The organism is Microbacterium binotii (assembly GCF_021398715.1).
GTDB lineage: Bacteria > Actinomycetota > Actinomycetes > Actinomycetales > Microbacteriaceae > Microbacterium > Microbacterium binotii_A.
On record NZ_CP090347.1, the window covers coordinates 1,420,607 to 1,431,827 of the forward strand.

The following is an 11,221-nucleotide window of genomic DNA, read 5'->3' on the forward strand; positions in this document are numbered from 1 at the left end:
TTTCGCAAGCCGTTCACCGGTCGTTGAGCGAGCGCAGCGAGTCGAAACGCAACGACCGACACACGAAGGAGAAAACACACACCATGGCTGAGATCTTCTACGACGCCGACGCCGACCTCTCGATCATCCAGAGCAAGAAGGTCGCGATCGTGGGCTACGGCTCGCAGGGTCACGCCCACGCGCAGAACCTGCGCGACTCCGGCGTCGAGGTCGTCATCGCGCTCAAGGACGGCTCCAAGTCCGCCGCCAAGGCGCAGGAGGACGGCTTCGAGGTCAAGTCGGTCGCCGACGCCGCAGAGTGGGCGGATCTGATCATGATCCTCGCGCCCGACCAGCACCAGCGCTCCATCTACGCCGAGAGCATCAAGGACAAGCTGACCGCGGGCAAGACCCTCGCCTTCGCGCACGGCTTCAACATCCGCTTCGGCTACATCGAGACGCCCGAGGGCGTCGACGTGATCCTCGTCGCCCCCAAGGCGCCCGGCCACACCGTGCGCCGCGAGTTCGTCGCGGGCCGCGGCATCCCGGACATCATCGCCGTCGAGCGCGACGAGACCGGCACCGCGTGGGCCACCGCGCTCTCGTACGCCAAGGCCATCGGCGGCACGCGCGCCGGCGTCATCAAGACGACCTTCACCGAGGAGACCGAGACCGACCTCTTCGGCGAGCAGGCCGTCCTCTGCGGTGGCATGAGCCACCTCGTGCAGTACGGGTTCGAGACGCTGACCGAGGCCGGCTACCAGCCCGAGATCGCCTACTTCGAGGTTCTGCACGAGCTGAAGCTCATCGTCGACCTCATGTGGGAGGGTGGCATCGCCAAGCAGCGCTGGTCGATCTCCGACACGGCCGAGTACGGCGACTACGTCTCCGGCCCGCGCGTCATCGACCCCTCCGTCAAGGAGCACATGCAGGCCGTCCTGGCCGACATCCAGTCCGGCGCGTTCGCCAAGCGCTTCATCGACGACCAGGATGCAGGTGCACCCGAGTTCCTCGCGCTGCGCGAGAAGGAGCAGGGTCACCCGATCGAGGCGACCGGCAAGAAGCTGCGCTCGCTCTTCTCGTGGCAGCAGCAGGACTCGGACTACACCGAGGGCTCTGCCGCTCGTTGATCCGCGCCTGAGCGCCTGAACACCTCGCCGTGCACCACGCGGCGGACCTGGCCCGGCCACCGCATCCCGAACACAGGATGCGGTGGCAGGGTCTTTTTCATGGGACCTTGGGCCCTGGGTAGTGGTCTGACCAATTCATAACCTGGTCCCATGACGCGCGGCGAATGACCGCGCAGAGTGGGAGTGTTCCGATGTCTGTCGTCATCGATGCCCTCGTCGACCGGGCCCAAGAAGCTCTGGCCGCGTACGCATCCTTCACCCAGGAGCAGATCGACCAGATCGTCCGCAAGGCGTCGGTCGCTGCCCTCAGCCACCACGCCGACCTCGCCGTGCTCGCCGTCGAAGAGACGCGCCGAGGCACCTTCGAGGACAAAGCCGTGAAGAACATGTTCGCGTGCGAACACGTCACGAACTCGATCATCAATCAGCGCACCGTCGGCGTGATCTCGACCGACGAACTCACGGGCATCACCGAGATCGCCGACCCGGTCGGCGTCGTGTGCGCCCTCACACCGGTGACGAACCCGACGTCCACGACGATCTTCAAGTCGCTCATCGCGCTGAAGACCCGCAACCCCATCGTGTTCGGCTTCCACCCGTCCGCTCAGCGTTCGTCCGTGGCCGCTGCGACGGTCGTGCGCGACGCGGCCGTCGCCGCAGGCGCTCCCGCCGACTGCATCCAGTGGATCGAGGAGCCGTCGATGGAGGCGTCGGGCGAGCTCATGAACCACCCCGGCGTCGCGCTCATCCTCGCCACCGGCGGCAACGCCATGGTGCGTGCGGCGTACTCCTGCGGCAAGCCCGCCCTCGGCGTCGGCGCCGGCAACGTGCCCGCCTTCATCGAGCGCACCGCGAAGGTCGGTCGCGCCGTCAACGACATCGTGATCTCGAAGTCGTTCGACAACGGCATGGTCTGCGCGTCCGAGCAGGCCGTCATCCTCGACGCTCCGATCGCGAAGGAGGCCCTCGCGGAGTTCGCTCGCCTGCACGCCTACATGGCGACGCCGGCCGAGAAGCGACTGCTGGAAGAGTTCATCTTCGGCGTGGCCGCCGACAGCGCCAACTGCGCCGACGCGAAGCTCAACGCATCCGTCGTCGGACAGTCGCCTGTGTGGATCGCTCAGCAGGCCGGCTTCGAGGTCCCCGCGGACACGTCGATCATCCTCGCCGAGGTCTCCGGCGTCGGGCCGCACGAGCCTCTGACGCGCGAGAAGCTCGCGCCCGTGCTGGCCGTGCTCCACGCCCGCAACCCGCAGGAGGGCATCGACCTCGCAGAGCAGATGGTCGCCTTCGACGGCCTCGGCCACTCCGGCGCGATCCACAGCAACGACGCCGCGGTGATCGCCGACTTCGCCGACCGCGTGAAGGCCGTGCGCATCATCGAGAACGCCCCGTCGGCCCTCGGCGGCATCGGCGACATCTACAACGCGTTCATGCCGTCGCTGACCCTCGGCTGCGGCTCCTACGGTCACAACTCGGTCTCGAACAACGTCTCGGCGGTGAATCTGTTGAACATCAAGCGCGTCGGTCGGCGCAACAACAATCTGCAGTGGTTCAAGATCCCGGCGAAGACCTACTTCGAGCCGAACGCGCTGCGCTACCTGATCGACATGAAGCACATCGACCGGGTCACGATCGTCACCGACGCCACGATGACGAAGATGGGCTTCGTCGACCGGGTCGTCGACATCCTGCACCGTCGGGCGACGCCCGTGCACCTGCAGATCATCGACCGCGTGCTGCCCGAGCCCACCGTGGCGAGCGTCCAGGCCGGAGCCGCGCAGATGCGCGAGTTCCAGCCCGACACGATCATCGCGCTCGGCGGCGGTTCGCCCATGGACGCGGCCAAGGTCATGTGGCTGCTGTACGAGAACCCCGACGTGCAGTTCTCGGACATGCGGGAGAAGTTCTTCGATGTGCGCAAGCGCGCCTTCAAGTTCCCCGAGCTCGGTGCCAAGGCGAAGCTCGTCTGCGTGCCGACCACCTCGGGAACCGGAAGCGAGATGACGCCGTTCGCGGTGATCACCGATGAGACGACGGGCATGAAGTACCCGCTCGCGGACTACGCGCTCACCCCGTCGGTCGCCATCATCGACCCGACGCTGACCGCGGCGCTGCCGGCCTTCCTCGTGGCGGATGCGGGCTTCGACGCCCTCACCCACGCGACCGAGGCGTACGTGTCCGTCTACGCGAACGACTACACCGACGGTCTCGCGCTGCACGCGATCAAGCTGATCTTCGAGAACATCGTGCGCTCCACGCAGGCGCCCGCGGGGTCGAAGGACGCCGCAGACCTGCAAGCCCGCGAGAAGATGCACAACGCCGCATCCATCGCCGGCATGGCGTTCGGCAACGCGTTCCTCGGGATCGTGCACGCCATGGCCCACGTCACCGGTTCGAAGTTCCACCTCGTGCACGGCCGCACCAACGCGATCTACCTGCCGCACGCGATCCGCTACAACGGCCGCGTTCCCAGCAAGGTCACGAGCTGGCCGAAGTACGAGCGCTACATCGCACCGGAGCGCTACCAGGAGATCGCCAAGCACCTGGGCCTGAAGGCGGACACCCCGGAGCAGGGCGTCGAGAGCTACGCCCGCGCCGTCGAGAAGCTGCGCGACGCCGTCGGCATCGAGCGCTCGTTCCAGGCGCAGGGTGTTGCGGAGGGCGACTTCATCGGCCGCCTCGACGAGCTGGCCATGGCCGCCTACGGCGACCAGTGCGCTCCGGCCAACCCGCGTCTGCCGCTGCTCGCGGACATGCGCACCCTCATGGAGGCGGCCTACTACGGCACCTCGTTCGACGAAGTGCGCGCTGCCCGTGCGCACGCCGAAGCTGCGGCGGATGCGGCGACTGAGCCCGCCCGTCCGACGCAGGACGCCTGAATCCCCTTCTGGGCGTCCGGGCCCCGGGATCCTCGTGATCCCGGGGCCTTCGCCGTGCCAGGAGGTAGGGTCGAGGCATGGTTTCGCGCGACGACGACGCTCTCAGCTGGGACGGTGACGACGACCCGACGCTCGCCCCGCAGGTGGCGCCCCGTCGGGCCGCATCCGCCCCGGAGGTGGAGTCGGAAACGACCGGCGCAAAGCGTCTCGAGGCCGAGACGAAGGCGGCTCCCGCATCCGTCTCCGACGACGACGACGCCGAGCCCGCGCCGATGAGCAACGTCGCGCTCGTCACGCTCGGCGTGTTCGGCGGGATCTATCTGCTGCTCGCCGTCGGATGGTTCATCGGCGGGTCGCGCCTGCAGTTCGTCGCGCAGCTGTTCATCAATCCCGCCGCTCACACTGCGGCGTGGATCCTGGCGATCGCGGCGCCCGCCGTCTGGTTCGCGACCACGATGGTGCTGACGCGCTCCCGACCCATGTGGCTGCGGATCGTGGCCCTGGTCGTCGGCGCGGTGGTGCTGCTGCCCTGGCCGTTCCTCATGACGGGAGTGGGAGCATGAGCGCCACGACCCCCGCGCGTCGCGTCGCGCTGCCGGTCTGGCTGATCGTCACGATCGCGGGCTTCGCCGCCCTCTTCTTCGCGTTCGCGCTCTGGACGGCGCTCGGATTCCTGTTCCAGCAGGCCGGGGGAGACGCCGGCCTCACCGGGTACGGCTGGTTCGTGCTGCTGCTGCCCGTGCTGTTCCCGATCCTCGTGTTCGCCGGCTGCTTCGCCCTGGGCTGGCGACGCAAGGCGGGGCCGTTCGCACTCCTGCTTCTGCTCGGCCTGTGCCTGGTCGCCGTCTTCTGGCTCGACATCTTCGCCTACGCGTCGGTCACCCCCGCGCTCTACAACGCCTGAGATCCGAAGGTCCAACGTCCCGTCACACGGTCGGGGGCACCGCGGCCGGGGCAGTAGGCTGGCAACTGCGCGGCCGGCCCGCCCGCGACGCGCTTCCACCCGCCTCGCGCCGTCGTGCTCTGCACGCGGTCCCGCATGTGTCAAAGGACATCCGCTGTGACCAAGCCCGTCGTCCTCATCGCTGAAGAGCTCTCTCCCGCCACGATCGATGCCCTCGGGCCCGATTTCGACGTGCGCCACGTCGACGGAGCAGACCGCGCCGCGCTGCTGCCCGCCCTCGCGGACGCGCACGCGGTGCTCGTGCGCTCGGCGACGCGGATGGATGCGGAGGCCATCGCCGCCGCACCGGTGCTGAAGGTCATCGCCCGCGCCGGCGTCGGACTCGACAACGTCGACATCAAGGCCGCGACGACCGCCGGCGTCATGGTCGTCAACGCGCCGACCTCGAACATCATCTCCGCAGCGGAGCTCACCGTCGGACACATCCTGAGCCTGGCGCGACGCATCCCCGCCGCGCACGCGTCCCTCTCGGCCGGCGCATGGAAGCGCAGCTCGTTCACCGGCACCGAGCTCTTCGAGAAGACGGTGGGCATCATCGGCCTCGGCCGCATCGGCGCGCTCATCGCCGCCCGCCTGCAGGCGTTCGACATGCGTGTCGTCGCCTACGACCCGTACGTCACGAGCGCCCGCGCCCAGCAGCTGGGCGTCGAGCTCCTCACGCTCGACGACCTGCTCGAGCAGAGCGACTTCATCACCATCCACATGCCCAAGACGCCCGAGACCACGGGCATGATCAGCACCGAGCAGCTGCGCCGCATGAAGCCGACCGCGTTCGTGGTGAACGTCGCCCGCGGCGGACTGATCGACGAGGCAGCTCTCGCCGACGCCCTGATCTCGGGCGAGATCGCCGGTGCGGGGCTCGACGTGTTCTCGAGTGAGCCGCCCGCCGCCGACAGCGACGCCGCCCGCCTGCTGTCGCTGCCGAACGTGGTCGTCACCCCCCACCTCGGCGCATCGACCGACGAGGCGCAGGAGAAGGCCGGCGTCTCGGTCGCCAAGTCCGTGCGCCTGGCGCTGTCGGGCGAGCTCGTCCCGGATGCGGTCAACGTCGCCGGTGGCGTCATCGACCCCTACGTCCGCCCCGGCATCGCGCTCGTCGAGAAGCTCGGCCAGATCTTCTCCGCCCTCGCTGTCTCGCCCGTCACGAGCATCGACGTCGAGGTGCACGGCGAACTCAAGGACTATGACGTCAGCGTGCTGAAGCTCGCAGCCCTCAAGGGCGTCTTCACGAACATCGTCAGCGAATCGGTGTCGTACGTGAACGCGCCGCTGCTGGCCGACCAGCGCGGCATCGAGGTGCGCCTGATCGTCGACGGTGTGAGCGAGGAGTATCGCAACGTCATCACCGTCGCGGGTGCCCTCTCCGACGGCTCGCAGCTCTCGGTGTCGGGCACGCTCACCGGCACGAAGCAGATCGAGAAGCTCGTGGCCATCAACGGACACGCCCTCGAGCTGCCGATCGAGAAGCACCACATCGTGATGCAGTACACCGACCGTCCCGGAATCGTCGCCGTCTACGGCCAGCGGTTCGGCGAGTCCGGCATCAACATCGCCGGGATGCAGATCGCCCGCCGTGCCGCCGGGGGACAGGCCCTCTCGGTGCTCACGGTCGACTCGCCGGTGGCCGAAGAACTGCTCGCCGAGGTGGGTTCCGCCATCCAGGCCGACCTGTTCCGCCAGATCGAGATCACCGAGTCCTGACGCCGGGGCGCCGCGGCGCCGCGGCGCCCCGGCCTGACTCAGGCCACGACGCCGAGCGAGCATCAGTTCGCCGAATGAGCATCAGATCGGATGCTCGCTCGATGAACGGATGCTCGTTCGGCGGGATGGCGGTGCGGGTCAGCCGCGCGCGGCGCGGGTGACGATCTCGACCAGGGCGTCCATCGCGGCACCCGTGGGGGTGGGCCCCGCGACACCGTCGCCTTCGAGGGCGTTGTTGAAGTACAGACCGTCGCTCACGAGCATCACGAGATCCAGGGCCGCCTCGCTCGCCACGTGCGCCCGCAGCGCATCGGCCCAGCGGTCGCGGATGGTGCGCAATGCCGCACCCGCGGCGGCGTGCCCGCCCTGGGCGAGCCGCGAGACCGCGACGAGCGCCCGATCCAGCTCGTCATCGCTCATCGCGGACGTGCGCACGAAGTAGGCGACGGGACCTTCCGCTGACGCCGACATGCGATCCAGGTCTTCTTCGACGAGCACGTGGAGACGTTCGAGCAGACCGGTCTCCAAGGCGTCCTTCGACCCGAAGTGGTAGAGCAGGCCGCCCTTGGAGACCCCGGCGGCCCGGGCCGTCGCATCCATCGTCGCCGCGCGTTCGCCCTCGGTCACGAGGAGTCTCTCGAAGGCGTCGAGCACCAGCTCACGGGCGCGCGGGGGTCGACTCATGGTCTCGATCGTACTGACGAAGGGCGTGTCATCTCTGTTACTATACCAGCCGGACGGTATAGAAACACATGAACACACTCACTCAAGACATCGCCATCGCCGAGGCCGAGGGCCGCCGTGTCGGATGGCGCGGTTGGGCGGCGCTCGTCGTCCTCATGCTCCCCGTGCTGCTGGTCGCGGTCGACAACACCGTGCTGAGCTTCGCGCTCCCGGAGATCGCCCTGCAGCTGCAGCCCACCAGTACGCAGCAGCTCTGGATCATCGACGTGTACCCGCTCGTGCTGGCGGGATCCCTCGTGACCATGGGCACGCTCGGCGACCGCTTCGGACGCCGTCGGATGCTGCTGATCGGCGCCACGGGTTTCGCCGCCGTCTCCGCCCTCGGCGCTTTCGCCCCCAACGCCGAGCTGCTGATCGCCGCCCGTGCCGTCATGGGGGTCTTCGGTGCGATGCTGATGCCCTCGACGCTGTCGCTGCTGCGGAGCATCTTCACCGACCGCAATCAGCGCCGGCTGGCGATCGCCGTCTGGGCGGCGATGTTCTCGGCGGGTGCGGCGCTCGGTCCCGTCGTGGGCGGGTTCCTCCTCGAGCACTTCGCCTGGGGCTCCGTGTTCCTGATGGCCGTGCCCGTGCTCGTCCCGCTGCTGGTACTCGCGCCGATCCTGGTGCCGGAGAGTCGTGATCCGAACCCCGGTCGCGTGGATCCGGTGAGCATCGTGCTCTCCATGGCGACCATGGTGCCGATCGTCTACGCGATCAAGGAAGCCGCGGCACACGGCCCCAGCCCGCTCGTCGCCGCGCTGCTCGTGGCCGGCGTCGGGTTCGGTGTGCTGTTCGTGCGCCGCCAGCGTCGCTCCGAGACGCCGATGCTGGATGTGCGGCTGTTCGCGCGCGGCGCGTTCAGCGGAGCGCTGCTCGTCAACCTGCTGAGCGTGCTGGCGCTGGTCGGCTTCATCTACTTCGTCTCGCAGCACCTGCAGCTCATCGTCGGTCTCTCGCCGATGACCGCGGGTCTGGCGCTGGTGCCCGGTCTGGCACTCATGATCGTGGCGGGACTCGCGGTCGTGCCCGTCGCCAAGCGCGTCTCGCCGCGCGTGGTCATCCCGGTGGCTCTGGTGTTCTCGTTCGCGGGATACGTCATGGTCGCGCTGTCCACGGACCCCGGCTCGGTGGCGCTGCTCGTGGTCGCCTTCATGGTGCTGGGCATCGGGATCGGCGCGGCCGAGACCGTCTCGAACGAGCTCGTGCTCGCCAGCGCCCCGCCCGCGAAGGCGGGAGCCGCCAGCGCGGTCTCCGAGACGGCGTACGAGGTCGGCGCGGTGCTGGGCACCTCGCTTCTCGGCGGGCTGCTCACCGCGCTCTACCGCGCGAACCTCGTCGTGCCGCAGGGTGTTCCTGCGGACGTCGCGGATGCGGCGCGCGAAACGCTGGCGGGAGCGGTGAGCGCCGCGAACGGACTCGCCCCCGAGACCGGAGCCGCGCTCCGGGATGCGGCCGCGCACGCCTTCGACGCCGGTGTCGGTGTCACCTCGCTCATCGGCGCGGGTCTCGTCGTCGTGGCAGCGGTCATCGCCGCCACTACGCTGGGATCATCCCGCAACTCGCCGCGGCGGTGATGCCCGCGGCATCCTGAGACAGGAGTCCCATGTCGCGCGTCGTGAAGCTCGCCGTCATCCCCGGTGACGGAATCGGTCCCGAAGTCGTCGCCGAGGCCGACAAGGTGCTCGAAGCGGTGGCGGCCGGCACCGACGTGACGTTCGAGCGCACCTGGTTCTCGCTCGGCGCCGCCCGCTATCTCGAGACCGGCGACACCCTCACCGACGACGACCTGGCAGCGATCGCCTCGCACGACGCGATCCTGCTCGGCGCTGTCGGGGGAGTGCCGGGCGACCCCCGCCTGAAGAACGCGAACATCGAGCGGGGGCTGCTGCTCAAGCTGCGCTTCGCGCTGGATCACTACGTGAACCTGCGCCCGTCCAAGCTGTACCCCGGTGCGAGCGGTCCGCTCGCCGACCCGGGCGAGATCGACTTCGTCGTGGTGCGCGAGGGGACCGAGGGACCCTACGTCGGCAACGGGGGTGCGATCCGCGTCGGCACCCCGCACGAGGTGGCCAATGAGACCTCGGTGAACACGGCTTTCGGTGTCGAGCGCGTCGTGCGCTTCGCGTTCGCCGAAGCCGAACGTCGCCGCAAGAAGCTCACCCTCGTGCACAAGACCAACGTGCTCGTGCACGCCGGCGGTATCTGGAAGCGGATCGTCGACGAGGTGGCGACGGAGCACCCCGACGTCGCCGTAGACTATCTGCACGTCGACGCGGCCACGATCTTCCTGGTCACGAACCCCAGTCGCTTCGATGTGATCGTCACCGACAACCTCTTCGGTGACATCCTGACCGACCTGGCAGGTGCCGTCACCGGTGGCATCGGCCTCGCCGCATCCGGGAACATCAATCCCGACGGCGACTTCCCGTCGATGTTCGAGCCCGTCCACGGTTCGGCTCCCGACATCGCGGGCCAGCAGAAGGCCGACCCCACGGCCGCGATCCTCTCGGTCGCTCTCCTGCTGAACCATCTCGGACTGCGCGATGACGCCGACCGCCTCACCCGCGCGGTCGAGGCCGACATCGCCGAGCGCTCCGATTCGGTCCGCACCACAGCACAGATCGGCGACGCGATCATCGCGCGGCTCCAGGCGTAATCTGGAGCCCGCAGCCGTCGCCCGTGACCGCGCCGCCAGGCGCAGATGAAGCGAGATCCTCATGACACTCCTCGACACCGATCCCGACCAGGGCCTCGCACCGCTCGAGTTCGCCGTCACCCGCAACCTCGCCGCCCGCGGCGCTGCGGAGCGCGAGCAGATCCTCGAGAACCCCGGCTTCGGCACCGCCTTCACCGACCACATGGTCGACATCTGCTGGTCGATGCGCGGCGGCTGGCACCGTCCCCGCGTGCAGCCCTACGGCCCCATCTCGCTGGATCCGGCCGCCGCCGTCCTGCACTACGGGCAGGAGATCTTCGAGGGCATCAAGGCCTACCGTCACGCCGACGGGTCGATCCACACGTTCCGCCCCGACCAGAACGGCCGGCGGCTGCAGCGCTCGGCGCGGCGGCTCGCGCTGCCGGAGCTGCCGGTGTCGTACTTCGTGCAGTCGCTGCGCGAGCTGATCAAGGTGGATGCGGCCTGGGTGCCCTCGGGGGCAGACCAGAGCCTGTACCTGCGCCCGTTCATGTTCGCCAAAGAGGCGTTCCTGGGCGTGCGCCCGGCGCAGAAGGTCGCGTACTACCTCATCGCGAGCCCCGCGGGCGCTTACTTCAAGGGCGGCGTGCAGCCGGTCTCGATCTGGCTGAGCGAGGACTACTCGCGCGCCGGCAAGGGCGGAACGGGCGCGGCGAAGACCGGCGGCAACTACGCCGCGAGCCTGCTGCCGCAGTCCGAGGCGTACGAGAACGAGTGCGACCAGGTCGTCTTCCTCGACCAGGACGGCAACGTCGAAGAGCTCGGCGGCATGAACATCGTGTTCGTCAAGAAGGACGGCACCCTCGTGACCCCGCAGTCCGACTCGATCCTCGAGGGCATCACCCGCGACTCGATCCTGCAGCTCGCGATCGACCGCGGCCACAAGGTCGAGGGGCGCGCCGTGTCGCTGGCCGAGTGGCGCGACGGCGTCGCCTCGGGCGACATCGTCGAGGTGTTCGCCTGTGGCACGGCTGCGGTGGTCACACCGATCGGTCAGCTCAAGGGCAAGAACTTCTTCGACGAGCAGCCGACCGGCTCTCTCGCTCTGTCGCTGCGCGAGGAGCTCACCGACATCCAGTACGGACGTCGCGAAGACACGCACAACTGGCTCGTGCGCCTCGACGCCTGAGTCCCGAACGGGGCG

Annotated in this window: 9 protein-coding genes; 8 read left to right on the forward strand and 1 reads right to left on the reverse strand. The window is 68.8% G+C overall.

Annotated features, from left to right (window positions below; all coding sequences use genetic code 11):
* Nucleotides 1-83: 83 nt before the first annotated feature.
* The 5 genes from ilvC to serA all read left to right on the forward strand — a co-directional run bounded on the left by ilvC (nucleotide 84) and on the right by serA (nucleotide 6,656).
* On the forward strand, nucleotides 84-1,109 hold the full coding sequence (gene ilvC, locus LXM64_RS07175; protein ID WP_234075232.1) for a ketol-acid reductoisomerase: 1,026 nt from the start codon (nucleotides 84-86) through the stop codon (nucleotides 1,107-1,109).
* 191 nt (nucleotides 1,110-1,300) lie between these two features.
* Entirely contained in the window at nucleotides 1,301-3,991 is a 2,691-nt protein-coding gene (adhE, locus tag LXM64_RS07180) for a bifunctional acetaldehyde-CoA/alcohol dehydrogenase (RefSeq protein WP_234075233.1), read from the forward strand.
* Between the two features lie 77 nt (nucleotides 3,992-4,068).
* Nucleotides 4,069-4,554, forward strand: coding sequence for a DNA polymerase III subunit gamma/tau (locus LXM64_RS07185; RefSeq protein WP_234075234.1), 486 nt, complete (start codon nucleotides 4,069-4,071; stop codon nucleotides 4,552-4,554).
* The gene (locus LXM64_RS07190; protein WP_234075235.1) at nucleotides 4,551-4,895 is read left to right on the forward strand and encodes a bacitracin resistance protein; all 345 of its coding nucleotides are present in this window, start codon (nucleotides 4,551-4,553) and stop codon (nucleotides 4,893-4,895) included. The genes LXM64_RS07185 and LXM64_RS07190 overlap by 4 nt, the downstream gene beginning before the upstream one ends.
* 156 nt (nucleotides 4,896-5,051) lie before the next feature.
* Entirely contained in the window at nucleotides 5,052-6,656 is a 1,605-nt protein-coding gene (serA, locus tag LXM64_RS07195) for a phosphoglycerate dehydrogenase (RefSeq protein ID WP_234075236.1), read from the forward strand.
* 138 nt (nucleotides 6,657-6,794) lie between these two features.
* On the opposite strand, the gene LXM64_RS07200 is transcribed toward serA, so the two are convergent.
* The gene (locus LXM64_RS07200; protein WP_234075237.1) at nucleotides 6,795-7,340 is read right to left on the reverse strand and encodes a TetR/AcrR family transcriptional regulator; all 546 of its coding nucleotides are present in this window, start codon (nucleotides 7,338-7,340) and stop codon (nucleotides 6,795-6,797) included.
* Between the two features lie 68 nt (nucleotides 7,341-7,408).
* On the opposite strand from LXM64_RS07200, the gene LXM64_RS07205 reads away from it, so the two are divergent.
* From LXM64_RS07205 to LXM64_RS07215, 3 genes are all read left to right on the forward strand, one after another.
* Nucleotides 7,409-8,956 (forward strand): MFS transporter, encoded by a 1,548-nt coding sequence (locus tag LXM64_RS07205; RefSeq protein ID WP_234075238.1) that lies wholly within the window; start codon nucleotides 7,409-7,411, stop codon nucleotides 8,954-8,956.
* 29 nt (nucleotides 8,957-8,985) lie between these two features.
* Nucleotides 8,986-10,038: a 3-isopropylmalate dehydrogenase gene (locus LXM64_RS07210; RefSeq protein ID WP_234075239.1), complete on the forward strand. Its 1,053-nt coding sequence runs from the start codon at nucleotides 8,986-8,988 to the stop codon at nucleotides 10,036-10,038.
* 61 nt (nucleotides 10,039-10,099) lie between these two features.
* On the forward strand, nucleotides 10,100-11,206 hold the full coding sequence (locus LXM64_RS07215) for a branched-chain amino acid aminotransferase (protein WP_234075240.1): 1,107 nt from the start codon (nucleotides 10,100-10,102) through the stop codon (nucleotides 11,204-11,206).
* Nucleotides 11,207-11,221 lie beyond the last annotated feature (15 nt).

Bases quoted from the DNA above. Each gene is read 5' to 3' on its own strand.
- LXM64_RS07200 (WP_234075237.1), bottom strand. From the start codon at position 7,340: ATGAGTCGACCCCCGCGCGCCCGTGAGCTGGTGCTCGACGCCTTCGAG.
- ilvC (WP_234075232.1), top strand. From the start codon at position 84: ATGGCTGAGATCTTCTACGACGCCGACGCCGACCTCTCGATCATCCAG.
- LXM64_RS07215 (WP_234075240.1), top strand. From the start codon at position 10,100: ATGACACTCCTCGACACCGATCCCGACCAGGGCCTCGCACCGCTCGAG.
- LXM64_RS07185 (WP_234075234.1), top strand. From the start codon at position 4,069: ATGGTTTCGCGCGACGACGACGCTCTCAGCTGGGACGGTGACGACGAC.
- LXM64_RS07205 (WP_234075238.1), top strand. From the start codon at position 7,409: ATGAACACACTCACTCAAGACATCGCCATCGCCGAGGCCGAGGGCCGC.
- adhE (WP_234075233.1), top strand. From the start codon at position 1,301: ATGTCTGTCGTCATCGATGCCCTCGTCGACCGGGCCCAAGAAGCTCTG.
- LXM64_RS07190 (WP_234075235.1), top strand. From the start codon at position 4,551: ATGAGCGCCACGACCCCCGCGCGTCGCGTCGCGCTGCCGGTCTGGCTG.
- LXM64_RS07210 (WP_234075239.1), top strand. From the start codon at position 8,986: ATGTCGCGCGTCGTGAAGCTCGCCGTCATCCCCGGTGACGGAATCGGT.